At 46.1% G+C, this 24,765-nt stretch carries 27 protein-coding genes, 1 tRNA gene and 3 pseudogenes; 10 read left to right on the forward strand and 21 right to left on the reverse strand.

The genetic code is table 11. The annotated features are described in order from the left end of the window. Positions 1-654: ISL3 family transposase (locus QUB37_RS26840; RefSeq protein WP_333168012.1), on the forward strand; the 654-nt coding region annotated here is incomplete at its 5' end. 655 nt (positions 655-1,309) lie between these two features. Here the strand turns inward: QUB37_RS26840 and QUB37_RS26845 are convergent. Both QUB37_RS26845 and QUB37_RS26850 read right to left on the reverse strand, forming a co-directional pair. After that, positions 1,310-2,393, reverse strand: a pseudogene (locus QUB37_RS26845) (IS630 family transposase). 327 nt (positions 2,394-2,720) lie between these two features. Beyond that, a complete protein-coding gene (locus QUB37_RS26850) occupies positions 2,721-3,965 on the reverse strand; it encodes a hypothetical protein (protein ID WP_333168015.1) in 1,245 nt (414 codons plus the stop codon). A 580-nt stretch (positions 3,966-4,545) separates the two neighbouring features. On the opposite strand from QUB37_RS26850, the gene QUB37_RS26855 reads away from it, so the two are divergent. Next, on the forward strand, positions 4,546-5,454 hold the full coding sequence (locus QUB37_RS26855) for a tetratricopeptide repeat protein (protein WP_333168018.1): 909 nt from the start codon (positions 4,546-4,548) through the stop codon (positions 5,452-5,454). A 257-nt stretch (positions 5,455-5,711) separates the two neighbouring features. Further along, a pseudogene (locus QUB37_RS26860) lies at positions 5,712-6,248 on the forward strand (Uma2 family endonuclease); the annotation flags it as partial. Between the two features lie 65 nt (positions 6,249-6,313). Here the strand turns inward: QUB37_RS26860 and QUB37_RS26865 are convergent. From QUB37_RS26865 to QUB37_RS29935, 8 genes and pseudogenes are all read right to left on the reverse strand, one after another. Continuing rightward, positions 6,314-6,538: a hypothetical protein gene (locus QUB37_RS26865; protein WP_242720640.1), complete on the reverse strand. Its 225-nt coding sequence runs from the start codon at positions 6,536-6,538 to the stop codon at positions 6,314-6,316. A 3-nt stretch (positions 6,539-6,541) separates the two neighbouring features. Beyond that, the gene (locus QUB37_RS26870; RefSeq protein WP_333168023.1) at positions 6,542-6,880 is read right to left on the reverse strand and encodes a helix-turn-helix transcriptional regulator; all 339 of its coding nucleotides are present in this window, start codon (positions 6,878-6,880) and stop codon (positions 6,542-6,544) included. Between the two features lie 292 nt (positions 6,881-7,172). Beyond that, a complete protein-coding gene (locus QUB37_RS26875) occupies positions 7,173-7,529 on the reverse strand; it encodes a type II toxin-antitoxin system RelE/ParE family toxin (RefSeq protein WP_333168025.1) in 357 nt (118 codons plus the stop codon). Positions 7,530-7,880: 351 nt separating this feature from the next. Beyond that, positions 7,881-9,608 carry a succinate dehydrogenase/fumarate reductase flavoprotein subunit gene (locus tag QUB37_RS26880; protein ID WP_333168027.1) on the reverse strand — a complete coding sequence of 576 codons (1,728 nt, stop codon included), beginning with the start codon at positions 9,606-9,608 and terminating at the stop codon, positions 7,881-7,883. A 129-nt stretch (positions 9,609-9,737) separates the two neighbouring features. Then, a complete protein-coding gene (locus tag QUB37_RS26885) occupies positions 9,738-10,052 on the reverse strand; it encodes a hypothetical protein (RefSeq protein WP_333070018.1) in 315 nt (104 codons plus the stop codon). 352 nt (positions 10,053-10,404) lie between these two features. Continuing rightward, positions 10,405-10,878 carry a pentapeptide repeat-containing protein gene (locus tag QUB37_RS26890; RefSeq protein ID WP_333168030.1) on the reverse strand — a complete coding sequence of 158 codons (474 nt, stop codon included), beginning with the start codon at positions 10,876-10,878 and terminating at the stop codon, positions 10,405-10,407. A gap of 61 nt (positions 10,879-10,939) precedes the next feature. Next, positions 10,940-11,548, reverse strand: a complete 609-nt coding sequence (locus QUB37_RS26895) for a pentapeptide repeat-containing protein (protein WP_445300063.1) — start codon at positions 11,546-11,548, stop codon at positions 10,940-10,942. Between the two features lie 30 nt (positions 11,549-11,578). Then, positions 11,579-11,695 (reverse strand): annotated as a pseudogene (locus QUB37_RS29935) (IS630 family transposase); the annotation flags it as partial. A gap of 286 nt (positions 11,696-11,981) precedes the next feature. On the opposite strand from QUB37_RS29935, the gene QUB37_RS26900 reads away from it, so the two are divergent. Both QUB37_RS26900 and QUB37_RS26905 read left to right on the forward strand, forming a co-directional pair. Further along, entirely contained in the window at positions 11,982-12,707 is a 726-nt protein-coding gene (locus QUB37_RS26900; protein WP_333168034.1) for a lysophospholipid acyltransferase family protein, read from the forward strand. 85 nt (positions 12,708-12,792) lie between these two features. Then, the gene (locus QUB37_RS26905; protein ID WP_333168036.1) at positions 12,793-13,614 is read left to right on the forward strand and encodes an alpha/beta hydrolase; all 822 of its coding nucleotides are present in this window, start codon (positions 12,793-12,795) and stop codon (positions 13,612-13,614) included. A 235-nt stretch (positions 13,615-13,849) separates the two neighbouring features. Here QUB37_RS26905 and QUB37_RS26910 read toward each other — a convergent pair whose 3' ends face one another. From QUB37_RS26910 to nadA, 8 genes are all read right to left on the reverse strand, one after another. Continuing rightward, positions 13,850-14,422: a DUF2996 domain-containing protein gene (locus QUB37_RS26910; protein WP_333168038.1), complete on the reverse strand. Its 573-nt coding sequence runs from the start codon at positions 14,420-14,422 to the stop codon at positions 13,850-13,852. A gap of 186 nt (positions 14,423-14,608) precedes the next feature. Beyond that, positions 14,609-15,496 carry a hypothetical protein gene (locus QUB37_RS26915; protein ID WP_333168041.1) on the reverse strand — a complete coding sequence of 296 codons (888 nt, stop codon included), beginning with the start codon at positions 15,494-15,496 and terminating at the stop codon, positions 14,609-14,611. 137 nt (positions 15,497-15,633) lie between these two features. Continuing rightward, positions 15,634-16,188 (reverse strand): hypothetical protein, encoded by a 555-nt coding sequence (locus QUB37_RS26920; RefSeq protein WP_333168043.1) that lies wholly within the window; start codon positions 16,186-16,188, stop codon positions 15,634-15,636. Positions 16,189-16,525: 337 nt separating this feature from the next. Then, complete coding sequence (locus QUB37_RS26925) at positions 16,526-16,642, reverse strand: photosystem I reaction center subunit VIII (protein WP_333042098.1); 117 nt, start codon at positions 16,640-16,642, stop codon at positions 16,526-16,528. Between the two features lie 57 nt (positions 16,643-16,699). Next, a complete protein-coding gene (locus tag QUB37_RS26930) occupies positions 16,700-17,209 on the reverse strand; it encodes a photosystem I reaction center protein subunit XI (protein WP_333168045.1) in 510 nt (169 codons plus the stop codon). Positions 17,210-17,323: 114 nt separating this feature from the next. Further along, complete coding sequence (locus QUB37_RS26935; protein ID WP_333168047.1) at positions 17,324-18,040, reverse strand: TIGR04283 family arsenosugar biosynthesis glycosyltransferase; 717 nt, start codon at positions 18,038-18,040, stop codon at positions 17,324-17,326. Positions 18,041-18,446: 406 nt separating this feature from the next. Beyond that, a complete protein-coding gene (locus QUB37_RS26940) occupies positions 18,447-19,079 on the reverse strand; it encodes a TIGR04282 family arsenosugar biosynthesis glycosyltransferase (RefSeq protein WP_333168049.1) in 633 nt (210 codons plus the stop codon). A gap of 166 nt (positions 19,080-19,245) precedes the next feature. Beyond that, positions 19,246-20,214 (reverse strand): quinolinate synthase NadA, encoded by a 969-nt coding sequence (nadA, locus tag QUB37_RS26945; protein WP_333168051.1) that lies wholly within the window; start codon positions 20,212-20,214, stop codon positions 19,246-19,248. A 199-nt stretch (positions 20,215-20,413) separates the two neighbouring features. Between nadA and QUB37_RS26950 the strand changes: the two genes are divergently transcribed. After that, entirely contained in the window at positions 20,414-21,343 is a 930-nt protein-coding gene (locus QUB37_RS26950; RefSeq protein WP_445300062.1) for a TIGR04168 family protein, read from the forward strand. Between the two features lie 34 nt (positions 21,344-21,377). Continuing rightward, positions 21,378-21,462: transfer RNA gene (locus QUB37_RS26955), tRNA-Ser, on the forward strand. A gap of 157 nt (positions 21,463-21,619) precedes the next feature. Here the strand turns inward: QUB37_RS26955 and QUB37_RS26960 are convergent. Both QUB37_RS26960 and QUB37_RS26965 read right to left on the reverse strand, forming a co-directional pair. Beyond that, positions 21,620-22,000: a translation initiation factor gene (locus tag QUB37_RS26960; protein WP_333168052.1), complete on the reverse strand. Its 381-nt coding sequence runs from the start codon at positions 21,998-22,000 to the stop codon at positions 21,620-21,622. A gap of 108 nt (positions 22,001-22,108) precedes the next feature. Then, on the reverse strand, positions 22,109-22,612 hold the full coding sequence (locus QUB37_RS26965) for a hypothetical protein (RefSeq protein WP_333168055.1): 504 nt from the start codon (positions 22,610-22,612) through the stop codon (positions 22,109-22,111). Positions 22,613-23,203: 591 nt separating this feature from the next. Between QUB37_RS26965 and QUB37_RS26970 the strand changes: the two genes are divergently transcribed. After that, positions 23,204-23,383, forward strand: coding sequence for a hypothetical protein (locus QUB37_RS26970; RefSeq protein ID WP_333168057.1), 180 nt, complete (start codon positions 23,204-23,206; stop codon positions 23,381-23,383). A gap of 172 nt (positions 23,384-23,555) precedes the next feature. Here the strand turns inward: QUB37_RS26970 and QUB37_RS26975 are convergent, their stop codons facing one another. Further along, positions 23,556-23,678, reverse strand: coding sequence for a hypothetical protein (locus QUB37_RS26975; RefSeq protein WP_006633228.1), 123 nt, complete (start codon positions 23,676-23,678; stop codon positions 23,556-23,558). A gap of 20 nt (positions 23,679-23,698) precedes the next feature. Here QUB37_RS26975 and QUB37_RS26980 point away from each other — a divergent pair, with 20 nt between their 5' ends. After that, entirely contained in the window at positions 23,699-24,310 is a 612-nt protein-coding gene (locus QUB37_RS26980) for a DNA-3-methyladenine glycosylase (RefSeq protein ID WP_333168059.1), read from the forward strand. A 49-nt stretch (positions 24,311-24,359) separates the two neighbouring features. Continuing rightward, the gene (locus QUB37_RS26985; protein WP_333027404.1) at positions 24,360-24,659 is read left to right on the forward strand and encodes a hypothetical protein; all 300 of its coding nucleotides are present in this window, start codon (positions 24,360-24,362) and stop codon (positions 24,657-24,659) included. Positions 24,660-24,765 lie beyond the last annotated feature (106 nt).

The following is a 24,765-nucleotide window of genomic DNA, read 5'->3' on the forward strand; positions in this document are numbered from 1 at the left end:
GTTGTGAGTGACCTGGGCGAAGGTAATTTAATTGAGATGATTGATTCTCATCGCTGTGAAGAAATCATTGAAGTCCTTATGGGACAACCAATTGAGGTTCGTGAACAAGTTGAGGAAGTGAGTGTTGATATGTGGGGAGGATTCCCTAAAGTTATCAAAAAAGTATTCCCAAACGCCAAAGTTATTATTGATCGTTTTCATGTAATGAAAGTAGTTAATAAAGACTTAAATAAGTTACGTAGAGCAGCCGGAATAACAGATAGGCAAAGTAAATATTTATTATTAAGTAATCGAGTAAATTTGAATCAAGAGCAGATTGATAAATTAGAATTGATACTAAGTAAATCCGAATGTTTGCGAATTGCGTATGAGATGAAAGAAAAATTTAGAGAAATATATGAGACTAATTTGACCGTCAAAGAAGGGCAAAACACAATCAAAAAATGGCTAAATCATGCACAAGTATTTTTTAGAGAATCTACATCAACAATTGAGAATCATTTTGAGGGTATTTGCAACTACTTTCTTCATCGCACCACAAGTGGAGTCATGGAAGGAATCAACAATCGGATTAAGTTGATAATGCGGCAAGGGTATGGTTTTTCTAATTTTAATAATTTTAGGAATCGCGTATTAGCTTGCTGGTCTGATTAGATAAACTTATAACCATAAGTTCAGGAGAGCCATATTATTTAATAGTTGAAGATGGGTAACGCGGAAAATAAACCGGAGAATATGGTTGAATAAATTCAAATAATTGGCAACATAACAATCATGTTGCGGAATTTTAGTGTCTAATTTAGGGAAAATCAGTTCAGATATTGCCGAAGGAATATATTGGGAAATATCTGTAAATTCAAATTTCTTATATTTCGCCAAAACCGCAAAAAAATGATACTAAAATTAGAAAAGGTAGGCACAGATATTTTTCCTACACTGAATGTATGATAATCCTTAGTCATTAAAGCCAGAACTGCGGAATGTGGGTTCAAATTCTGACCACGGGATTACTTGGGTCATTTTGACCCAACGGTTATCTGGTGACAAGCTGCCTCCGAAGGGCAGTTCAAACTCGGATGGGGGTTGTGGGGCTAGCTCAACTTTTCGGTACACGATTGCAGGTAGTGATGCACGGGTTTTGACCTATTTTACCTGTTTATCTTGCACTTTACTCTCGATCGCGCGAGCGAAACCTTTCGCCACGCAATATGCGATCGATTATTCAGCAAGCCCTATTTATTTTTCAGCCCTTACTTGCTTGTTCAATTAAGTAGGTCGGTATAAAAAAACCAAGGTAAGTAAAGAAATGTTAACAAGCGGAATTGGAGCTGAATTTAAAGCGATTAGTTATATAATTTCCTCGTTGCCCTCTCGCTTCAATTCCATCCATTACTGCGTAGGCAATATCTAGTTCATCTTCAAACATTTGTCCGACCAGTTCATGATTTTTAAGTTGCTGCCATTCCAGTTCAATCTTGTTCATTTCCGAACAGTATTTAGGTAAAAAGAAAATATACAATCCCTGGCTTTCCCACTGAGACCATTTTTGTTGGACATCCAGAGATTTGTGTATGGGACCATTATCTTGAATTATCACTCTGATCCGTCCAGTTAATTTCATTTCCAACTCAGCTTGTTGTGCTTCATTTTCCATCATAGTGATATATGATTTGCTGCTAAAACTCCCGACAGCCAACCCATATGCGAAACTGACACACGGCTGTAGCAAGCCTAAAATACTAAGTCTTCGCCCCCTTCGTTTAGTTTGCTCTAACCGTTTTTGCACTCCTATTGGGTAATATGTATATCCAGTGGGACTCCACAAGCAAAAACCTGATTCATCCAGATATTTCAGATCGATTTCTCCCGCCGCCGATGCCAACTCCAACATATCTTGATCTGCCTGTTTTATTGAGCGTTGTAATGGGTCTTGCTTGTCTTTATGGCTTGGTCGGGTTCGTTTCCAAATAATCTTTTTTTTTTGAGGATACGTCTTAATCTGTCAGGACTTAATTTGACCCCACGTTCTTGTTCTAATTTTTGAGCAAGTTGACGACTATTATATCTGCGTGGTTCATTTCTGAGACATTCTTCTAGATGAACAATGTCTGATTCTTTCCATTTTGGTTTTTGGTTTTTGGTTTGACCCCTCTACCTCTGGTTGACAATAATCCTGTCAAACCCATTTTCCCCCACCGATGAATTACTTCTCTAACTGTTTGCTCTCTACAATTAAAATGAGCTGCTATCTCCTCTACCTAACATCCCTGGGAGTTTAATCTAATAATTTGTGCTCGATCTTTTACTTTTTGAGGTACTGTTGTTGCCGCCCTCAATTCAAATAGTGTTCGGTCTTCTTCTTGATTGAGAAATACTCTTAAACGTGCGCCCATATTTGTTGATTTTGTAAATTAAATCTTGAGTGTTTACTTATCTTAACATAATTTGGTTTTTTTACGCCTACCTACTTAGTGGATGTTCCATCTGTAATCGGTGATAAGCTGCTAAATAAATTACGCTATTTACAGGCTTTTATGGGTAAAAAAAATTAGCTGTATTCACTGTTTAAGAAACTAAATTTTAATTGCTAAAGTTAGCGATTTACAGGATTAGTGTATCTATTTTTCTGTTCCTATTAATGGTTCTTCAACTCTTCTGGTAAAAATGCAAGATTATTTTTTTTTAAAGCTTTAATCTTGCATTTTTACTTTCACTATCTTTTATTCCTCGATCGGCTTAGGCTTCTTAACCGGCTTAGGAAGAGGTTCCTTCGGGACAGGCGGTGGTGCGGCTGCTGATTTGATGGTAGGACGCCCTACAGGAAAACCGTCACCGCTTGGCCTAGGAGTAAACGGACGCTTCCCTCCTCCTTTGAAGCCACCGGGCGGCTTGCTGCCAGGGGGGAATTTCCGCTTTTTAATCGGCAGGGCACCAATATTATTAGCCTGCTCAATCATCAGACTGTCAGCTTTCAATTTGACGTGGAAATCCCAAAAAAACCCGATCGCCTTTGTTCCTAAATCTCCCTTAAGTTTCAGTTTAAAAAACTTCATCTTGTCGTCATTCTTGCGGGGAGCTTGCTTGATTTTGACGATAACATACTTTTCTTGGTCTTGGGATTGATAAATCACCTCACCTCTAATCGAAAAATAGCCATCTTCAACATCAGGTTCCGAGGGAGGCAAAGATGTGGTCGATGCTTCGCCGCTAGCCTCAATCTCCGCTGCTTCCTGATTTTCCTCATCAGAGGACGGTTCGAGAGGTTTCTTGAGCGTTTCCGGCTCCCAAACCCCCATAATCTGGGCGTGCAAGTTGCCGTCTTCTTGCCTGGTGCGGGGATAGACCACCCACAGGTGTTCTTGTTCCAGATCCAGGTGATTTTTGACTAAACTCATGACTCTACCCAGCAAAACTGCGTCGATGGCAGTTCCGTCGGCAGCTATCAGCATACCCCGGGTGAATTGCTCTTCTGATGGCGTGTAGCGGCCCCGCACCAAACCAACAGCTCGGTACTGTCTGGGTTCGCTAGGGGGGGGAATGGGATGTTGGCGCATGACGGAGGGTATGTCCTCAGCGGCCTGACTTTCGTTAGCTGCAGGCTCGGCGTTTGCCGGCGGTGCGACTGCTAGGGCTGGAGTATCGCTGACAGGTGTCGAAGACGCTGCAGGAGCCGGGTGTGCAGGAGCATTGCTGGGCTGGTCTTGTGGCTTTGTTTTGTCCTTTTCGAGGACAGAACTGTAGCGTGGTCGTTGCAGCCTATCCTTGGACGCTGGGGCGTCTGTTGGCGTTGCCGGTTGATTTTGGTCAACAGGTGCAGCCAACGCCGAAGGCACCGAACTTTCGTCTGGTGTCTCAGGAATGGAATCTGTATCATTAGGCGGATTGACGGCCAGTTCGCTGGGCTGAGCCTTGCGATTTGAAGTAGATTTGGACGATTTGGAAGACCGGTTGGGAGAGGGGTTCATAAAAACTCCTTGCAGCGGAGACACATCCCTTAAGGGAAATTAGGAATAAACTGAAGAAACTGCTTTAAAAACTACTAGCACCTGACTTGGGGCTTGCGCCCGGAGGTCTGGTTGTGACCCGTCAACGCCAACTTTCAACGCTACGAGTGCAGATCGGTTCGCTGGCTGCTAAAATCCTTGCGAGCAAGGACTTTGGCAGTTGCTGACCGATCGATCGCCGATCGCGCTGAGCTGGAGTTGCTGGCTAATAGCATTTAGGATATTCAGCTTGCCTATTTTACTTAATCCAATTACCTAACGGCCTGATCCGCCATATTTTCGGTAATTTTTAGCTTGACCAGACTAAATTGGACAGACACCGCAGTCCTTGGGGCTGCGGGTCTGAGCGTCCAAAATTGTTTAGCTAGCATGGAGTTGTGGGTCTGTTACCATATTAGCTGCAAGTAAAAGGCTGCTTTGTCCGTTGGGACTTTGAAGTTAAGAACTTTTATGGTTGCATGGATCTAGTTAAGTGGCAGACGCCCCTGGGCGATGCGTTAATTCTTAGAAAATAGTAGATTTAAGCTGGGATAGTTGAATTATGGAAAAAGCAAACAAGCGTCGTGGGTTGATTACTGTCGTGGTGGTGCTGTCGCTCATCGCTTTTTTGGGATTTTCCCTTGTGCCAATTTTAAACAGTATTCTCCAGGCCAGTCAAGCGCAAAGTCGGTCAACTCCAACGCCTACTCAAACGGCGCAGTCTGGGGAGAAGCAATCAGAGTTGCTGCAAGCTCAGGCGAGGGGGTACGAATTGGTTTTGCAGCGGGAACCTGACAACGTAACAGCTTTGCGGGGATTATTGCAGGTGCGACTGGAGTTGATCGGGCAAGGAGTGGGCGACATTAAGGATGCGATCGCTCCTTTGGAAAAGTTGGCTTCGCTGAATCCTGAGACTACTGAATACGGGATTTTGCTGGCTCAGGCTAAGGAACGCACGGGCGATCGCGAAGGGGCTGCTCAGGCTTATCGGTCTATTTTAGCGTCTAAGCCTGGGGAAATTAAGGCTTTGCAGGGGTTGGTGAATTTGCTGCTGGTGCAGCAGCGGCCGGAAGCTGCGATCGGACTGCTGCAAGATACGCTGAAGGCGGCTCCGGCTGCAAATCTGGCGAAACCGGAAAGTGTGGATGTAACTTCAGTGCAGTTGATTTTGGGGCAGGTTTATGCTGTGCAGAAGCGCTACGAGGAGGCGATCGCAATTTACGACGAATCTGCTAAGGCTAATCCCAAAGATTTTCGCCCGACTTTAGGAAAGGCGATCGTGCTGAAGGAACAGGGTAAAACAGATGAGTCAAAAACGCTTTTCGATCGAGCTACTGAGTTAGCTCCTCCTAACTATAAAGACCAAATTAATCAGTTAGCTAGTGGCACTCCTTCGCCTTCTCCTGCAGCTACGACGACTCCGGAACCGGCCGCTTCCCCTAGTCCTGAAGGCGCGCTACCGAAACCTTAATGAAAGTTTTAAGTGAAAGAGTTTTGAGTTTTGAGTGAAAAACTTTTAAGTTAAAAACTTAATAATTTCAACTCAAAACTACTCGCTTTCTTCCTAATTACGCAGGACTTAGGAAAAGAAACCCGGTTTCTACGATAAATCTTGGTTGAACGACGACAGATACATGAAGAAACCGGGTTTCTAAGCCCTCGCGCCCAGCATCCTGTTACCGACTACCAATTACTAATTACCAATTATGTAAGACCTCGGAGGGAATTATGACCCAAAGCGTTGACCGCGTTGTTCTACCTCCTGCTTTTCCAGACCACACTCAATTACCAGAGTCAGACGGTACTTTTGTGAAAAATTTTCAGGAGCATCCGCAAAGTTTAATTTTAACAGATTCGATCGGGCAAATTTTGCAACAGCGGCATCCTGACGGACAATATGCGATCGGTCAAGACTGCGGCATTTACTGGCGAGAAACCGAGCCGCCGGAAAAAGGTGCAGAAGCTCCTGATTGGTTTTATGTTCCCAATGTACCTCCTAATTTAGACGGTCTAATTCGCCGTTCCTACGTGTTGTGGCGGGAACACATAGCACCATTAATTGCTTTGGAATTTGCTAGCGGGAACGGTGATGAAGAGCGCGATCGTACTCCTTTATCTCGAACTGATGAAGGGGTAATAACGAAACCTGGAAAGTTTTGGGTTTACGAGCGGGTGATGCGAATTCCCTATTACGGCATCTATCAAGTTAATAATGGCAGATTAGAAGTTTATCGGTTGATTGACGGGTATTATCAACTGTTAGAGCTGAGGATTTTTACGAACTAACTTTTTGAAAGTACGAATAGATTTGGGAGTCCAACCAATTTTCATCAATCATCTAACTCCGCCATAAAATCGGCTACCGAACCAAATTTAACATTGCCCTCAGCATACTCTTGACGAACTTCTGCAACTTCCTTGAGTAATTCATTTCGTCGCTGTTGTCGCAGACGATTCTGAAGAATATCTAGAAGCATGGCTTGATCTTCTAATGATAAAACTTCTACAGCTTCAAGAGCTTGCTGGAATTGAGATGTGTGTGTCGTTTTACTCATATATTATTTTGAGCTACTTAGAACCACGTTGGGAGAAGCAATGACCAGCGCCACATCCTCGCGTGTTGCTCCGATTGCTAACAAAGTCCTTACCATCAAATCAAGAGAAACAGACGGATCGCCAGCTTCAATTTTAGCTACCCGTGACTGACTTGACTTGATTTTCTTAGCTAAACTCTCTTGAGAAAGGTTTTGAGCGATCCGAAGCTGCTTCAAGCGTTTACTCAGAGACAGCTTCATCTCAATAAAAGCAACTTCTTCGGTCGAAAGTTCCAGAAAGTCTGCGGCATCTCCCACGCACCAACCTGCTGCTTCTAAACGTTGACGTTTAACGGGATCCATTGTAAATTTTACCTCATTTAATTATGTGAATTGCACAGAAATCGGCTAACAAAAACAAAAACCAGTCACTTCAGCTAGGGGACTATTCCCAGAAACCCGGTTGCGCCACAAAGAGTGCAAGCCCTAAAAAATTGAATACGGTTCAGTTAACAGTGTTTGTTTCCGGAGAGCCCCCTCGCATCCCCTCTTCAGAATGGGGACGAAAGAGAATACTCTTGCTCCCCCTTTTTTAGGGAGTAGGAGGGTTCTTCCTGCGGGGACTCAGTCTTAACTGAACCGCATTACTGAAAATTTAGGTTCCTCCTGAGATTTTATCGTACGAGCTCAGTCGTCTCTGACACTTTTCAATTACGGGCTTAGGCGTTTTCTGAGTATTTTTTTTAAACACATCTGCGATGACAATAGCATCGAAGTCTATTCGGTAAATAATTCGCCACTGTTTATCGGCTTTACTATCACCGATCCGCAATTCGTGGCAGTGAGGGCCGATGCTTGGCATAGGTCGAGAAACAGGCATCGCTAAAATTTCTCCATTTTGTAACCTCCTTAATAATATCCCTGCCTCACTTCGCGCTGAGGTTGAAAAAGGGGGAGTTTTTACTTCGCCACTCAACCAAACAACATTTTTATTCTCGCCTTGGGATTCCATCCGTTAACCACATAATCATAGAGCGCATCAATTTAGTGATATGTCATATCTGACATAATTATAGCAAAACATAACTAAAAGTGCTACAAGAGACTAAAGATTGTCTAATTTAGTCTCAGGCAGAGCGATCGGCCGATTGGTTTTTTTGTGCACGAACGTACACAATTCCTCACTCGAATAAAATCTTTTTAGGTCTTGTCACTAACCTAGGAAGGTTGCGAATAGGTCTAGGAACTATATCAGATAAGGGTTGCAGCCCGTATACTCTGTTGATAAAATGGTACGATCTCAATTCCGAAGGTTTTCCTTGTTCCCAAATTCAGCACGGGAACAAGGATTTCAAACTAGCTTTTAATACTTCCTCTCCTGCGGCTCAAACATCGTAATCGCCACCGGCATATAAGCCAAATCAATCCCCGCAGGCGAATAATACGCCATTGTATGCTTCAAGAAATTGCCATCATCGCGCTCAGTAAAATCTTCCCGCGAATGAGCTCCCCGACTTTCCTGCCGGTTCAAAGCAGAAGTTAAAATCATTTTTCCGACAATTATCAAACTCCGCAACTCCAAAGCTTCCACAATTTCCGTATTCCACAACTTGCCTTTATCGTCTAAGTAAACCTCCTCATATTGTCGCTCTAAATCCTCCAATTTCTTTAAACCTTCCTGCATCAAGTCGGCGCTACGAAATACGCCACAATACTCAGTCATAGTATCTTGATACTGCTGCCGGATTTGATTGATGCGGTATTTTCCCGGACGTTCTAAAAGTGCCTGAATTTGCTCTTTTGCTTCCGTAATATAACGCTGTTCGTCTACGGCAGGCAACTTGCGATTTTGTACGAATTGTGCTATGGTTGCGCCAGTAACTTTGCCGTAAACGACGCATTCTAAAAGTGAATTGCTGCCCAAACGGTTGGCGCCGTGAACAGACACGCAAGCTGCTTCCCCGGCTGCAAAGAAACCGTCTACCAAACTGTCAGGACTGCTGCGAACTTGCCCGCTAACATTAGTAGGAATTCCCCCCATTGAATAGTGAACGGTAGGGCGCACGGGCATCGGCTGATTTACGGCATCAATTCCTAACAAACGGTGGGCTTCTTCCCAAGCAAAAGGAATTTTGCTCATAATTTTTTCGCGTCCCATGTGTCGCAAATCGAGGTAGATAAAGGGGCCGCCGGCACTACCATCAACATTAATCCCTCGACCGGCGCGAATTTCTATGGAAATTGACCGCGAGGTGATATCTCTGGGCGCTAATTCCATCCGCGACGGGGCATAATTGGCCATAAATCGATCGCCCTCTGAATTAATCAAATAAGCGCCTTCGCCCCGCACAGCCTCCGAAATCAACACTCCCACGGGATACAAACCCGTCGGGTGAAACTGTACGAATTCCATATCTTCCAGCGGCAATCCAGCTAAAGCCGTCATCGCCAAACCGTCTCCGGTGGAGGCGTAATCGTTCGACGTGGTATTGTAAACTCGGCCGTAACCCCCCGTAGCAAACATCACCGCCTTAGCACGGACAACCTCAATTTGACCGTCTAGAAGGCGGTACATAACTACCCCCTTGGCTTGGCCTTCTTCCAAAATCAGGCGCGTGACATACCACTCCTGATAGATGTGAACTCCACAGCGGCGCAGATTGTTGACTAATTCGTGGAGGATGGCGTGACCGGTTTTGTCGGCGGCGTAGCAGGTGCGGCGGTGGGAATGTCCGCCGAAAGCGCGCTGGGCAATTCTGCCGTCTGGGAGGCGGGAGAAGAGGACTCCCATGTGTTCTAAATCTATGACTACACCGGGGGCTTCGCGGGTGAGGATTTCTACCGCGTCTTGGTCGGCTAAATAGTCTGAACCTTTTACTGTGTCGAAGGCGTGGGCTTTCCAACTGTCTTCGGGATCGACATTTTGTAAGCTGGAGGCCATGCCACCTTGGGCTGCGACGGAGTGCGATCGAATCGGGTGAGTTTTGGCGACGACAGCTACCTTTAAACTGGGGTCAGTCCGAGCAATTTCTACTGCGGCGCGGCAACCTGCTAAACCGCCGCCTACAATGATTACGTCGTGTTCTAGCATTTTTTTGAATTATTTTGAATGTTCTGCTCAACTTATGGTGACGCAAAAAAAAACTTCCTACCAAAAGAGGGGGAAGTTTTTTAACTTTTGATTTGAATGGAAAATCAAAAGTTAAAATTTCAAATTGGACTAGCCGGCGCTTTCGGCAGGGTTCTGAAGCGACTGATTTCCCGTTGCAGAAGGTTGAGGTTCCGTACCGGGTTCTACAGCAAGCACTTCAATGTTATTTAGCAGAGTTGTAACGAAAGCAAACAGCAAGAAGGGCAGAGACAGCACTAAAATCAAGCCGACGGTAGCCAAGGCGTAGATTTGGCGGGCGCTACTCCACAAGGCGAGTGCCGACGCTAGACTTAGGAAGATGACTATCAGCCAAACAATGATTTGACCGTAAATGTCGCCAAAGGTGAGCGTACATCTAAGGCGATAGTTTTGGATATTATTCATTTTGCTCCTGGCGAGATTGCTATTAAGACTTGTGCAAAAATACTTTGACAGTGCGTCAATCCCCACTGTAGATTTATCAGTTTAGCTACCCTAGCTTGGTTTGGGGGCTATTTTAAGCATTTTTACAGAAGTCGCAACAAGACTTTATAAATTGTTGCTTTCCCTCAATATAGCAACCGCCCGTGTTAGGACGCAAGGCGTAAGACATCTGCGATCGCAGGGGGTAAGTAATCAAACTCATCTAGCTGTTTACGAATTCGACTTTTGGGCGAATATCGGCATTGTTCCATCCAAGTTCAAATCAAATGAATCAACTTAACTTTTCTCTTTTGGCGACAGTTAGAGTTCGATATCAGTTGCCACAACCTTCTTTAGTTTTTGTGCCATCTGGCATTGTGACATCACAGAGGTTATTTTTACTCATTTCCGCACCGCTGAGGTCTGCCCCCATTAAGTTAGCTCTACTCATGTTGATATCTACCAATCTGGCTGATTTTAAAATAGCATTTGTTAGGTTAGCATCAACCAGTTTGGACTTCACAAGATCGGCATTACTGAGGTTTGCCTTAATTAAAGTTGCTCCTTCCAGGTTTGCCATCCTTAGAGAAGCCTTCGTTAGATCGGCTCCCGTTAATTGAGCCATTTCCAAGTTAGAATAACTAACGTTAGCATTAGTTAAAATGGCATTATTTAAATTAGCTCTATATAAATTAACATCATTCAGCCTAGCGTTAGTTAAAATGGCATTATTCAAATTAGCTCTATATAACAATACTCCGGACAGTTTTTGAGACCGAGGCTGAAACCCTAATTCTACCGTTAGCATTTGACCTCACTGAGAAGGCTGAAACCCGCATTCTGCCGTTAGTGATTGAAAACTGTCCGGACTATTGATATAAATTAGCGCGATTTAACGTAGCCTTGTTAAGATTGGCGTTTCTCAAGTTAGCACCGCTGAGATAGGCAGGAGAAATATAGATTATGTTCCCCGCACGATAACTGTCAGGACTCAGATTTGCCTCGCTAAGATTGGCATCTGCGAGATTTGCACCTATAAGCGATACTCCCTTGAGATCGGCTTTAGTCAAGTTAGCTTTTTTGAGGTTGGCATAAGTCAGTCTAGTTCGAGTTGTTTTATTACACTTTAAAATAGCTCCAGATAAGTTGGCATTTTCTAAGTTAGCGCCCGTCATATCGTTGCCTTTAAGATTGGTATCTGTCAAGTCAGCACCGCTCAGGTTAATTCCTTTCATGTTGACATCTCCTAAGTCAGCAGATCTGACATTAGCACCGCTAAGATTAGCCTTGACAAGATTAGCTTTGTACAAATATACATTTTCTAAGTTAGCTCCTGCCAAATTAGCCCCCTCCAGACTCGCACCCCTTAATTGAGCGTTTGTTAAATCGCAACCTTTGCACTGTTTTGTTTCTAACAGTTGCTTGATGTGTTCCGGGTTGGCGGCATGAGCTGGATTTGTCAAAGTCAGGGAAGCCACAAGTAGAGAAGTAGCTACTGGCAACCAAGCTAGAAAGCTTCCTGTTTGGTCTTGTCCCTTTAGCCATAGGGCAATAATTTTTAAGCAATCGAGCTTGATTGCTGGAATGACTTTCTGGCGTAGATCGTAGCTGTAGGGTTTTGCCATGAGTGGTGCGATCGCTTTGCAACAAACAAGATCGTTCTTAGCTTACACCACAATTGTCTGAGGAGTTGCTATACCAAAGAAGCTGGGTTTTTTCGATCGGTATTCAAGGAGCGAATGCAATTTTTATTGAAAAAACTCAGTGTCTGATTATCCCATGCGTCCTGAACTATAAAGCCCAGGTAGATGGGAAAGTCTACTTTTTGAGGGAACCCCGACTTGGTAAAGTAATGTTAAGCTGCACAAGAATGGAATCAACCTTTATAGCGTCGCACCTGTCTTTTCGCCCATGTCTTCAGAGAGCAAATTGCTGATTTCGCGCTGTTTCCTGGCTGGTTTGGGAACGCAGATGTTTATGTACCGCGAAGACCGGATTCCCCAAGAGAGTCCGGTTCTGGTGGTGAGCAATCACCGCAGTTTCTTAGATCCTGTGCTGCTGACGGCGGCTTTGGGTCGATCGATCCGCTTTGCTTGTCATCATTACATGGGCCAAGTTCCGCTGATGAGGGAAGTTGTCACGACTTTCGGCGCTTTCCCCCTGGAAGCACCCGAACACCGACAGCAGCATTTTTTCTCTCAAGCGACAGCGCTGCTGCAAAGCGGGGAGATGGTGGGGGTGTTTCCAGAGGGTGCAGAACCGATGGTGAAGCTTACTCAGCCGAATACTGTGGGGAAGTTTCAGCGGGGATTTGCTCATTTGGCGTTGCGGGCGCCGGTGCGGGATTTGGCGGTTTTGCCTGTGGCGATTAGTTCTTTTGAGGAACACTCGGTACGATCGGGTGTACCTCTCAAGTTGTTGAGTTTGTTCGATCCTTCGGAACCGCTGTTCGATCGATCGGGGTGGCATCCTGTGATAATTTATCAACGAGTTAATGTTTTAATCGGTCGGCCTTACTGGATTACGGTCGATCGACAGCAGCAATATCGAGGCAAAAAAGCCAAAGCTGTTGTTGCTGAACTCACGAACCACTGTCAGGGAGAAATTGCAGAATTACTCCAACGACGTTGTTTGTAACTTTGTTGGCTGTTGACTGTTGACTATTGGCTGGTGTCAGATTTCCCATTTAAAATCTAAAATCTAAAATCGATTGACTTGAATCATGGCAAATGCTAACAACAAGATTCGTTTCCTAACCCCCAAACCGCCGAAACCCGATCGCCCTTTATTTGTATTTCTGCCCGGTATGGATGGCAGCGGTTTGCTGCTGCGGTCGCAAATTTCTAAATTAGCAAATCATTTCGATATTCGCTGCTTAACTGTACCGGCTGACGACATGGCTAGTTGGGACGTACTGGTTAGCGAAACAATTGCCTTAATAGAAGCAGAAAAGCAAGCCGGAAAGCCGAAGCGGCCGGTTTATCTGTGCGGCGAGTCATTTGGGGGCTGTTTAGCGATGAAAACTGTTTTAGAAGCTCCTCAATTGTGCGATAGATTAATTTTAGTCAATCCAGCTTCTTCGTTTCGACAGCAGCCTTGGGTACAGTGGGGATCGTACCTGACTCAGTGGCTGCCGGCTAACCTTTATCCGCTGTCAGTAATCGGTTTATTGCCGATATTAGCATCATTAGGAAAGATTGGGCGCGACGAGCGGCGAGCTTTGCTAGAAGCGATGCAAGCAGTACCGCAAAATACGTCTGTGTGGAGATTGGCGTTAGTGCGATCGTTTAATGTTGACGAAAATCAGTTGCGTGGCATCAAGCAGCCGACGCTAGTAATTGCTAGCGGTGCCGATCGGCTTCTGCCTTCCCTAGTAGAAGCGAAGCTTTTAGTCAAGGTAATTCCCAAAGCTGAAATGGTGTTGCTGGCTAACAGCGGTCATGCTTGTTTGTTAGAAACCGATGTTAACCTTTACGGGATTATACAAGCTCGCAATTTTTTGACAAAATCCGAAGAAAATTTGTCATTAGTCAGCAGTCAATAGTCATTGGGCATTGGGCATTGGGCATTGGGCATTGGGCATCTCCGAAAAACCATCTTATTGGCATCAGCAATTACCAATTATATTATGTCCGGTCAATCGATTACGGCTACAGTGCGAGCTTCTAGCTCGCGAGCGAGACCCTCGCACTGGACAATAATTATCAGGATTACCCGGACATGATGTTATCAATTACCAATGCCCAATTCCCGATTCCCAATTCCCAATTCCCAATTAACTAATTAAGATTTAGCCATTTTTGAGCGTTAAGCCGCTGGACGACGCCAAACACCATGAGGTCTAGTGTTACCTTGCGCTCATCTATCAAAAAAGGCTCTAAAGTGCTTGTTTTGGTATTATTTTCAGCGCAGGAAAACGCCCGTTGACTTTGAATATTTTCTTGAGGAAAATATAGGTTAAATTGGCGCTGACCTTCTTGGAATTTCCCAATTACCTGCCAGCAATCCCCGGCGGAACTCATGCCCGCCACTGGGAGTTTTTGCTTTGCCAAACTCACCTCTAAATCCTTAACGCCCTGCTTAGTCAAAGCAGTTTGCAAGGCCGGTAAATAATCTTGTTGAATAAATTCCGCAAAGGGCTTGTCTTCAACAGCAGGTGCTTTTTCCTTTTTAGCTTTAGCTGGGGGCTTGTCGCCTTCGGCCTTGGCGGCGGGCTTTTTAGCAGCCGGCTCAGGCTTGTCAGTGCTGGGAAGGTTGGTTGTCTCGGCTGTGTCGGAACTCGGGGCGTGATCGATCGACGCACTGGGAGTTTCCGATTCGCCAGCAGTAGGATTTTTCGGTTCTTCTGACATTAAGGCTTCCTGTTAAAAATGATCCGGTAAGGAGTTGGGAGTTGAGCAAGCGGGCGATCGACTTTCTTGATGGCGCACACTTTTTATCGAAAACCAACAGAGAGAGAATTGCTAGTCAAAAAAATTTGAACTCAAAACACTCTCAGAGGGCGATCGCCGGCAAACATCACAACTCCTTTGGTTATTCTAAATCTCAGCGACAGCTCGTTCAATCAAACGGCGGGCGAGAGTTTGAACACCGGTGTGTTCGTAGTAGTTGGTAGTCATGTCGAGGAATGCGCCCACGTAGTCCACCTTGTCAGCAGAAATTTCTACAAAATTCTGCAAGTGGCCGAGTACGTTTTGGGGAGTCAAACCCCGATCGCCCACAAAAGAGCTCATCCAGCCGGAAACCGAGTTAAAGCTTTCGCCGATAAAGCCGAGTTGGCCTGCGGGAGAGCCCCCAGGAATCATGCCACCGATCGACTTAAAGGCCGAATTATCTTGCAAATCACTAGGAGAGAGCTTTTGAATCCAAGACTGAGTTGCCATGATAAAGTCTGGGCCCAAAGGAATCAAACCATCAAAGCAAACCAAAGCAGCCATCCGCATCAGGGATTCGCCGCCGTAGTCGCCCAAGGATGCGGCAAAATCGCCGATGCTGTCGCCGGGAATGCCGTTGATTTGGCAAAAAGCGAGCAACTCAGTGACTAACTTCAGAGAAAGGTCGATCGTTTGAGCTTTTTCAGCCTTGGGAGTGATATTGCCAAGGAACGACAAAAACGAGACATTTTCCGCAACCTTATTAGCGAGGGCGGCAGTGCCCAAAGCCTTGTCGGCGTTGTCAATAGTTTGGTAGAGCCAAAGAGCGCGCTGGTAGCCCTCAGATTTATCGTTGTAGAGGTAGATCGCACGCTCGCCAATTTGCTGGATCAGTTCTTCGTCTGTTTCCCCAGTAACGGTGCGAATGGTATTTTCAAAGCCAACTAAATTGTTCCACTCGCCGGGAACCACAAAGTCAAGCGCTCGCAGCGCTTTGACAGTCATGTTGTCTTGAGGCAGTTGATCGACTAATTCAAAGACTGTTTTGCTCACAAAAAACTCCTTATGCTGAAACGAAAATCAAAGGTATTACTTTTGGCAGATTGCAAAACTTCACAGCCTCATTGTGGCAGACTTAGTTCTGATACCGCCAGACTTGAGTCGGGCGCGGAGTTGGACAAAAGACATTGCTACTTGAGGCGGGCGAGGCCGCCCAGGTTAAATTTTGACAGCCAAGCTTCCCTATCGCTGGCGGTAAAAGAGGGATTGCGGGATTGAACTTTCACCTGATAGCGATTTGCTACTAAAACAGCGGTGATATTAGCACCCTGATTAACGGCGGGATAGCCGGCAATTTGCTTGGTACTTTGCTTAAATTTTGTAGCTGCGCTGGGGTTGCCGGCGATGTCGTTAATCGAGAGCACCGCGACATTTTTACCGTCTTTGTTCAACTTAGCTTCAGCAAAACCGGATTTTTCTTGAGCAAAAACGCGATCGAATCCAGCCCCAGAAGATGGGAAGTATTTATTTAACTTACCGCCTGCAACTGCCTTATTGGGAAGGTTTTGATTACTAGCACTTGATTTATCAGCAGTTGTCTGCTGTGCTTTACCAGGTTTTTGGGTGCTTTCCTCCTGGGCTTTGTCCCAGCGTGATGGGGCTTGGGTTTGGCCGCAGGCGGTCACCAGCAGCAGTACCGATATCAGGAATGGAGCTAAGATGCGGCGTGCGGGGAAAAATTGCATCGCTGTCTCCTCATTAGTAGGTTTCCATAACAATTGTGGCTTAGAATTTGGCAATTTGTGTGTTCTAAGCGGATGATTTGTCTTCTTTGCAAAAAAATCCTCTGCCTGCAGGCAGAGGATTTTTTTGCAATTACGAGTTTTGAAGGAAGAAAACTGAAAGATTGCTCCACAGATCAATTCTGGGGATGGGGGTAAAGAAACTAAGTTTTCTGATAGCCAGCAATCTCAAAACAATTTTTGCTGATTTTCCCTAGATAAATCTAGAAATGTCAGAGCAATTATTGATCAATTGTCTTACTTCGGCTTTGCAACTTAGGTCTTACTTTCGGGGTAAGGATCAGGCGTCGCTTTCAATGTAGATAAACAACAAACCCATTACCACCACCGGCATCACCCAGGTAATTAGGGGAATCAAAATCCAAGGCAAGAAAGAGGCAGCGTAGGAACCTGTCATATCAAATTCTCCAAACTAAAGTTAGTGTGTTCCAACAGGGATATTTGGGAGTCGAGTCTAATTGTTGACTAAACCCCGGAAAATGGCATCAACGCCGTTAAAGTTTTCGAGTAAGAAGTAGGCAACAAAGACACCACCCATTCCACCAATGAAGAAACCCCCGGTAAGCTGGCTCCACCCCTCAGCATTTCTGAGGGCATCAGGGGTCATGGGATTAGCGCTAGGGTAGCTGGTGTTGTCTTGTTTGAAAGAGACTAAACCGTAAGCAGACATACCTAGTGTGCCCAGCAGAACTAAGACGAGGGCTGTATATAATCCCCCGAGATTAGCTGCTTCTGGATAATCCCGCAGGGGTCCGAAGACGATTTCGGGGCCGACGAGGAAATAACCGTGTGCCAAACCGATTTCTAGGCCTCGAATTAGGGGCGAGAGTCCTTTGCGGTAGGCGGGCAAGTTCCCAATAAATGCTTTTGTGAAATCAGAAGCACTGATGGGAGTTGCTAGATGACCCGTGAACGGGTCGCCGTTAAAGGGTTTAATAAGCTCTGCATCTCTGGGATCGGCCATATTCTGTTTGTCCTCGCTGTGCGTAAAATTTGAGGCGTTCAAGTCATATTTTACGCAGGGACGTGTTTCCTATTTACATAATTAACGGCGAGCTTTAGAAAAGTTCACTATTCTTTAGTTTTTGGAAGAATTTTTCTTTTGCCTCTTATACCAGAAAGCGAGTCGATCGGGCGACACTCCCAGGAAATAAGCGATGATTACTATTTGATTAATGGCGGTGGTTTTGATGACTCCAAGCTGCTGCCACCGACGGGCGGAGGTCAGCACTGGCTGGGGTACTATTTCAATGTGGCCTTGTTTTTTCAACCGACGCACGAATTCAAAGTCTTCCATCAGGGGCAAGTCGGGAAAACCGCCAATTTTGTCAAAGGTAGCTGCGTGGAGGAAAATGGCTTGGTCGCCATAGGGCATTTGTAAAAAGTTCGATCGCCAGTTTACCGCTGTTTCTAGCAGCCGGAGGCTGAGCCTGCAGGCGTCAATCTTGAGTTCAAAGGCCCCTGCTACTGCAGACGGGTTAGCTAGCGTCCGACGCGCGCAAGAGTCGTACCCGCGAGGCAAAAGAGTGTCTGCGTGGAGAAACAGGAGGATATCTCCAGTAGCAGCGGCGGCACCTGCATTCATTTGGGTGGCGCGGCCTGGGGCGGTGGAGATAACTCGCACGCCCAAAGATTTGGCTATATCTGCTGTACCGTCGCTGCTGCCGCCGTCGGCGACAATTATTTCGACATTTTTTGCCTCAAGGGCGGTGGAGATGACTGGGGCAATTGTAGATGCTTCATTTAAAACTGGAATGATAATGGAAATTTTGAGATTGGGATTTTCTGGCGACATACAGAATTAAGCACCCCATGAGAGAGAGGGGTTTTGTACCAAGCTTATCTGTTATTTGGCCAATTTCTTACACCGTGATCGCCCTACATTGGGTCTTAACGTGGGAGGGTGAGTTTTCTACAAAACAAAACTGTTAGTTGCTAATTTTTTACGCCGGGCCCGCGCCTACATTGGGCTTTCATCTGGAAGGGCGGGTTTCGTACAAAGCAGAGCTGTTAGTTGCTCATTTATGTGCTAATTTTTGGCTTTTTCTCGCGCCTGGGACTATTGTCCCAAGCGCTGTCTAACTGCTACTGATATTCAGCATTTGGTTAGACAAATACAATTACTATATTATGACGTTCTGGTTTCAAAATCAAGTATTTTTGTCAAATTATACATGAGAATTCCTAATAATTGATAAACATTAAATAGACTTTAGTTCTTTCAATATATTAATATCTAAACCGAGCAAGTCCTCCGGTCGATCGATATCTGCAAGAGTGGGAAGATAAGCAATATTGAGGTCTAGTTTTTTGGCGATCGCCCGCGTACAAGCAAATACTTCACTGGTTCCCCAGTGAATGCCAGCGAACAATTCCGGTATCGATCGCCGCAGTCCGATCAGATAATAACCTCCGTCTTGTGCCGGGCCCAAAACTAAATCGTGCTGGCTCAATTCCTCAAAAGCTTGTGCCATGATTTCTGCTTTCAAATCAGGACAATCAGTGCCGATAATTGCAGTTTTCTCAACCCCTGAATTAAAAGACTTTTCAAACGCTGCTGTCATTCTTGCGCCCAAATCGCCGTCTATTTGATTTTGACAAGAAATATCACTTCCCAGCCACTCTTGCATCAGTTGTTGGCTGCCGCCGACTCGGTGAATTTCTACCGATAATCGGCGGGATTTTTCGAGAGAGAGAGCGCAGGCGATCGTCCGTTGGGCCATCAAGCGGTGAAGGTTGGCAGCGCCTGTTTTTCCCAGCACCGGAATTAGTCGAGTTTTGGTTGTTCCCGGTTCGGGATAGCGGGTGAAAACAATCAGTTTTTCGGGCATCATTTATCGTTCCTGAGTTTTAAAGGCAGCCACCGCAGAGGAAGAGAAGAGAAAGAGTGGACAACTGATCCACGAATTGCCGATCGATGTTGGTGGGTTAGGCGATGGCTTAACTTAATCGTCGCGCCCAACCCAGCCTACAATAGATTTACTTAAAAATAGCCAGCGGTTAGCTCATTTCTAGCATTCGCTGAATCGGCTGCAAGGCTGCTAGTTGAATATCTAGGGGCATCGTAATTTCAGGAGTTTGATTTTTTAGGGATAGATACAATTTTTCCAAGGTATTTAATCTCATGTGCGGGCATTCGTTGCAAGCACAGTTATTATTGGTTGAAGGAGCGGGGATGAAGCGTTTGTGCGGAGCTTGCTTTTGCATTTGGTGAATGATTCCCGGTTCAGTCGCGACAATAAAAGCTTGGCTGGAACTAGCTTGAGAATATTTGAGCAAAGCGGTGGTGGAGCCGATGTAATTAGCGTGGCGCAGCACGGGAGGTTCGCATTCTGGGTGGGCAATTATTTCGGCTTCGGGATTTTCGATTTTGAGTTGAACTATCTTTTTTTCTGAGAAGTTTTCGTGGACGATGCAGGCTCCTTGCCAAATCTCCATGTTTCTGCCAGTTTGTTCCATGACGTAGCGGCCGAGATTGCGATCGGGCCCAAAAATTATCGGCTGATTTTCTGGAATTTGGTTGACAATTTTAACCGCGTTAGAACTGGTGCAAATTATATCGCTCATTGCCTTAATTGCGGCGGTACAATTAATGTAGGAAATTACCAAATGTCCTGGCCTAGCCGCTTTGAAAGCTGCAAAGGCTTCGGGAGGGCAACTGTCGGCGAGGGAACACCCAGCATTTAAGTCTGGCAACAATACTAATTTGTCGGGATTGAGAATTTTTGCGGTTTCGGCCATGAAATGAACTCCGGCAAAAACTATGACATCGGCGCTGGTGTTGGCGGCTTTGCGGGCAAGTTCTAGGGAGTCGCCAATGAAGTCTGCAATGTCTTGAATCTCGGAGTCTTGGTAATAGTGGGCGAGAATGACGGCGTTCAACTCTTGTTTGAGGGCGTTAATTGCTGCAAACAAGTCGTCGGGCAGTCGGGTTTGAGTAAAGTTCGGAGCAGGTGCGGTGGTAAACACAGTTAGAATATTCCGGGGAAGGTGGCGAAGACAGCTAAAGTGTATTTTGAATTATAGTTGAATTCACCAAAAAGTGCTGGCTGTTCAGTGGAGCCAATCTAAAATCTCAAATCTCAAATCCAAAATATGCTGCGGGAGAGTGCAAAAATAGGTCGCTGTTTCTTATGCTGAGTAAGAAGGGGCTAGGGATCGATCGCACATGACAAATCACATGAATCAAGCTAAATCTATCAAAATTGCGGTGGTGGGGGACGTTCACGATCACTGGGAACCTGAAGACGGCGAAGCCCTAAAGCATCTGGACGTTGATTTGGTGCTGTTTGTGGGGGATTTTGGCAATGAGTCGGTGGAGGTGGTGCGGGCGATCGCCCAATTGGACATTCCGAAAGCAGCGGTGTTTGGGAACCACGACGCTTGGTACACGGCGACTGAGTGGGGCCGCAGTCAGTGCCCTTACGATCGCACTCAAGAAAATTGGGTAAAACAGCAGTTAGATTTAATGGGAGAAGCTCACGTCGGTTACGGGAAACGGGATTTTCCCGAATTGGGCGTAACTGTGGTGGGAAGCCGCCCGTTTACTTGGGGGGGATCGGAGTGGAAGTACGGGGATTTTTACTCGGAGTGGTTTGGGGTAGAAAGTTTTGAGGAGTCGGCGCGGCGCATTGCAGCGGCTGCGGCGGAGGCTGATTGCGAAAATGTGATTTTTTTGGGTCACACGGGCCCGACGGGGTTAGGAGAGGCTCCTGAAGACCCCTGCGGGCGAGATTGGAAGCCGTTGGGAGGGGATTGGGGCGACCCAGATTTTGCGGAGGCGATCGATCGAACTCGGAGTTATGGGAAGCACATACCTCTGGTAACTTTTGGTCATATGCACCACAAACTGCGGCACACGAAGCACGAGTTGCGGAAGTCGCTGGAGGTGAGTGCGGAGGGTACGGTGTATTTGAATGCGGCCAGCGTACCGCGAATTGTGGAGAGAGAGTGCTCGAAATTGCGGAATTTCTCGATCGTCCTGCTCGAAAATGGAGCAGTGTCGGAAGTGTCTCTGGTATGGGTAGGCGAAGATTTCGCGGTAGAAAGAGAACAAATTCTTTATCGGCGCGCTGAATCTGCGGCTATTTGTAGTTAGAGACATTTGCTGGTATGATAAAATTTATGCGCCCGGAGAGGTGGCAGAGTGGTCGAATGCGCCTGACTTGAAATCAGGTGAACCGCAAGGTTCCGTGGGTTCAAATCCCACCCTCTCCGTTTAAAAATTCTCTTGTCCGTTAAGGGTTTCATATTCTCTATCCCCTCAAGAGTTCCCTCTTGTGCTGATCTTTGGCTCACTCTTGGTATTTCGCAACAAAAAAACACCCCCGCAGGGGTGGTGTTGCTTACCAGGTAATTTTTCTAGCAAACTGAGTTAACTAAACCCTTCCTCATCCGCCGGGTCTCCGTAGGGGTCTTCGCTGGCCGGACTCACGTTGCCGAACATTCCAGCATCCGCTACGTAGTCTGCGGGGTCGCCGTAGGGGTCTTCGCTGGCCGGAGTCAGGTTGCCGAACTGTCCGTAGTCGGTACCGGCGTAGTCTGCGGGGTCGCCGTAGGGGTCTTCGCTGGCTGGAGTCACATTGCCGAACTCTCCGTAGTCAGCCGGGTCGCCGTAGGGGTCTTCGCTGGCCGGACGCGGGTTGCCGAACTGTCCGGGATTTGAGGCATCTTCGTAATACCCATTAGGATCGACTTGCTCGCTGTCTGGCCCGACGATCGCATCTTTTAACTTCCGCAAAAATCCGTCTACCATGATAAAGTTCCTCTTTTTTATGTGTTGAAAAATGGCTGTTTTAGATTGGGAATCCCAGATTTAATTGAACGTCACGGAACCTGCAATCTAAAATCTCAAATGCTTAGACTACTGTGCCGGAACAGGACTTGTAGCTTCCGGCAAGCTAGTAAGGTCACGACCGGTATTTTGGTTGTTGTACCCCTGGAATTCGCGGTAACGCACTGCCTCGGACTCCGGAACTTTAATTCCTCCAGGCGGCGGCGTTACCCAGTGAGCGCGATTCTGGGCATCGCGGTAGTAAACGCGACCGTTTTTGGAAAGGTAATATTTTCCCTGCGGCCCCTGTTGTTGCTTGTTTTTGTGCTGGTTGTAGAGGTAGTAAAGGGCGGCTGCTCCTGCTAAAGTAATCCCTACTTTTTGAGCATTGCTCAGTCCTTTTCTCGCTTGGGGCGTTGGATTGGGGGCGCGATTAGTTTGCACTCCTCCAGCGCGAGTATCGTCAACAGGAGGCGGGGGAGCGTAAGTTCGCTCGTCAGAACCGCAAGCACTCACAAAGGGAAAGGTCAGCAGCGTTGTCAGCAGCAGAGCCATGAAGCGCGATCTTTTGGGTTCGGGTTTGATTGTGTTCATTACCGCTCCGAATTGTCGGGATTATAGGTAGGGTGTGTTCTGGCGAGGTTGAGGAACCTGAGCTGCTGCCAACCGTTTTTAGATTAAATTAATTGTCTCAAAGCAATTTTAACCAAAGTAGTTGCTGAGAACTTAACAGCGCAGGTACGGTATTGCGTTTGTATATTAATCATCCTCAAATCTCTCGAAGATTTGCTCATTCCAGGGATATAAATAAAGTTTCTTTTATTTCAGTCTGCAGGTATAGGCAAATGCGCGCCTTCTGGTAAGAATAAATTCCGTTTGTGGACTGCTCACAACAAAGTGAAGCAGACGGAGGGGGCAAGTCCGAAACTCAAAGCAGCACTGGCGAGGGAAAGCAGGCAGGATTTATAAGTCCGGCGGTGTTTAATTGCGCCAGACTGCTTGTGGGAGATGCCTGCAATTTTAGTGTGGGAATTCTGGAGAGGTCGATCACACTATTATTGTAGAATTATCTTAACAGCCAGAGAAAGCCGCCGCAGCTTTTCGGATATTTATGAAATTAAATAATTTAGTTAGTGCAGGATTGTCGCTACTTTCAACCTTGAGGCTAATGAAAAAGAAGCAAATATGGATTTTAATGTCACCGCTGTTCCAGAACAGAATAACCTAGAAAATGCAGTAGTTGGTTTTAATATGAAAGCAACGGAGCGAGGAGCGACAATGCGTTTAAACCTCATGGGATGCGCTGACTTCTCGAATGCTAGCTTGCAAGAAGCTAAAATGCCAGATGGCACAATTCATCCTTAATTGCAGCAAATACAGCAATCTGCTGTCTCATCATTTGTCAACTTCTTTTCATTCTTTCTGCTCTCTCTTGTCTCTTTCTCTGCGTCCTCTGTGGCCTCTGTGGTTCCTAAAAAAAAACCGCCGCCTGTCAGTCAGGCGGCGGTTTTTTTAAGCAACAAACAATCGCCTAAAATTAGTGAGCAGAACCGTTACCGTGATACTTGTCAGTATCGTAGAATCCGTTTTTTGTACCGAAGAACAGACAGCAAACGGTGAAAACTGCTGTCAAGACTGCTAAAACTAACTTAACGTCCATAATTTACCTGCTGTTGTTGAGTGAGTGCAAATACTCAGATTGTAGAATCTTTTTGGCTGGCGCGGCCATCTACCAGCGTAGCGCCAGATTTGCTGGGCTGTACTTTGGTGCGGCAGTTTCCTGACGGCGAGACGATTCGGGGAATTATTGTCGAAACCGAAGCTTACGGCCCGGGAGATCCCGCTTGTCACGCTTACCGAAAGCGAACTCCTCGCAATGAGGTGATGTTCGGGCCTCCGGGTATGAGCTACGTTTACTTAATCTACGGGATGTATCACTGTTTTAACGTGGTGACGGATGCAGAGGGAGTTGCTAGTGGTGTGCTGATTCGAGCTTTGCAGGTAGATGTGGTTCCCAAAGAATTCGCTGCAATTCCTGAGAAGAAACGATCGCGCCTCGCCGCCGGGCCTGGCAAACTGTGTAAGGTACTGCAGATCGATCGAACTTTAAGCGGTTTTCCCTTGGGTGCAGGCCAACCGCTGCGGTTGGAACACCGGAGCGATCACTTTCAGCAAGCTGTGGAGGAGGGTACAATAAATTTTGTGCAAACTACGCGGATCGGGATTTCTCAAGGAATGGATTTGCCTTGGCGCTGGTATGTAGGGAACTCTACGGCTGTGTCACAACTCTAGTAATGTCAAAGGTATCAGTGTAAATTTTGTCGCTTATCTTAGTGAAATTATGGCTTACTCTTCTGAAAATCCGATCGTACAACTCAAGAAATGCCTAACCCTGGTTCAGGATGTTAGCACTCACACCGAAGCCAACCGGGCCTTCGAGCAATTGTGTGGGATTATTGATGCTGAAAACCCAATGGCGGCGCAACTTTTGGAGATGTTGTGGGAAGAAGCAATTATGGCGAGGCGATCGGCTTTATTTTGGCAGCAAATGAGCGATGTTGAGAAAGATATGGCTAATAGAATGATGGAAAATATGACGCAGATGCGGCAAAACTATTTGCGGTTGATGCAGGAAATGTAGACAGTAATTGATAAATTCGTGTTTGTAGTGAGAAATATAGTTCAATGGCACTGAAAAAGTCTCAATCACCTAGCCTGTTTACTTTTTAAGATAGAGCGAGGTTCCT

It is taken from the genome of Microcoleus sp. AT3-A2 (assembly GCF_036705685.1).
Lineage (GTDB): Bacteria > Cyanobacteriota > Cyanobacteriia > Cyanobacteriales > Microcoleaceae > Microcoleus.

What these genes read in the sequence shown, in the direction of transcription:
- QUB37_RS26850 (WP_333168015.1), bottom strand. Translation starts at nt 3,965, where the DNA reads ATGAACCCCTCTCCCAACCGGTCTTCCAAATCGTCCAAATCTACTTCA.
- QUB37_RS26855 (WP_333168018.1), top strand. Translation starts at nt 4,546, where the DNA reads ATGGAAAAAGCAAACAAGCGTCGTGGGTTGATTACTGTCGTGGTGGTG.
- QUB37_RS26865 (WP_242720640.1), bottom strand. Translation starts at nt 6,538, where the DNA reads ATGAGTAAAACGACACACACATCTCAATTCCAGCAAGCTCTTGAAGCT.
- QUB37_RS26870 (WP_333168023.1), bottom strand. Translation starts at nt 6,880, where the DNA reads ATGGATCCCGTTAAACGTCAACGTTTAGAAGCAGCAGGTTGGTGCGTG.
- QUB37_RS26875 (WP_333168025.1), bottom strand. Translation starts at nt 7,529, where the DNA reads ATGGAATCCCAAGGCGAGAATAAAAATGTTGTTTGGTTGAGTGGCGAA.
- QUB37_RS26880 (WP_333168027.1), bottom strand. Translation starts at nt 9,608, where the DNA reads ATGCTAGAACACGACGTAATCATTGTAGGCGGCGGTTTAGCAGGTTGC.
- QUB37_RS26885 (WP_333070018.1), bottom strand. Translation starts at nt 10,052, where the DNA reads ATGAATAATATCCAAAACTATCGCCTTAGATGTACGCTCACCTTTGGC.
- QUB37_RS26890 (WP_333168030.1), bottom strand. Translation starts at nt 10,878, where the DNA reads ATGCTAACGGTAGAATTAGGGTTTCAGCCTCGGTCTCAAAAACTGTCC.
- QUB37_RS26900 (WP_333168034.1), top strand. Translation starts at nt 11,982, where the DNA reads ATGTCTTCAGAGAGCAAATTGCTGATTTCGCGCTGTTTCCTGGCTGGT.
- QUB37_RS26905 (WP_333168036.1), top strand. Translation starts at nt 12,793, where the DNA reads ATGGCAAATGCTAACAACAAGATTCGTTTCCTAACCCCCAAACCGCCG.
- QUB37_RS26910 (WP_333168038.1), bottom strand. Translation starts at nt 14,422, where the DNA reads ATGTCAGAAGAACCGAAAAATCCTACTGCTGGCGAATCGGAAACTCCC.
- QUB37_RS26920 (WP_333168043.1), bottom strand. Translation starts at nt 16,188, where the DNA reads ATGCAATTTTTCCCCGCACGCCGCATCTTAGCTCCATTCCTGATATCG.
- QUB37_RS26925 (WP_333042098.1), bottom strand. Translation starts at nt 16,642, where the DNA reads ATGACAGGTTCCTACGCTGCCTCTTTCTTGCCTTGGATTTTGATTCCC.
- QUB37_RS26930 (WP_333168045.1), bottom strand. Translation starts at nt 17,209, where the DNA reads ATGGCCGATCCCAGAGATGCAGAGCTTATTAAACCCTTTAACGGCGAC.
- QUB37_RS26935 (WP_333168047.1), bottom strand. Translation starts at nt 18,040, where the DNA reads ATGTCGCCAGAAAATCCCAATCTCAAAATTTCCATTATCATTCCAGTT.
- QUB37_RS26940 (WP_333168049.1), bottom strand. Translation starts at nt 19,079, where the DNA reads ATGATGCCCGAAAAACTGATTGTTTTCACCCGCTATCCCGAACCGGGA.
- QUB37_RS26950 (WP_445300062.1), top strand. Translation starts at nt 20,414, where the DNA reads ATGACAAATCACATGAATCAAGCTAAATCTATCAAAATTGCGGTGGTG.
- QUB37_RS26960 (WP_333168052.1), bottom strand. Translation starts at nt 22,000, where the DNA reads ATGGTAGACGGATTTTTGCGGAAGTTAAAAGATGCGATCGTCGGGCCA.
- QUB37_RS26965 (WP_333168055.1), bottom strand. Translation starts at nt 22,612, where the DNA reads ATGAACACAATCAAACCCGAACCCAAAAGATCGCGCTTCATGGCTCTG.
- QUB37_RS26970 (WP_333168057.1), top strand. Translation starts at nt 23,204, where the DNA reads ATGGATTTTAATGTCACCGCTGTTCCAGAACAGAATAACCTAGAAAAT.
- QUB37_RS26975 (WP_006633228.1), bottom strand. Translation starts at nt 23,678, where the DNA reads ATGGACGTTAAGTTAGTTTTAGCAGTCTTGACAGCAGTTTTCACCGTT.
- QUB37_RS26985 (WP_333027404.1), top strand. Translation starts at nt 24,360, where the DNA reads ATGGCTTACTCTTCTGAAAATCCGATCGTACAACTCAAGAAATGCCTA.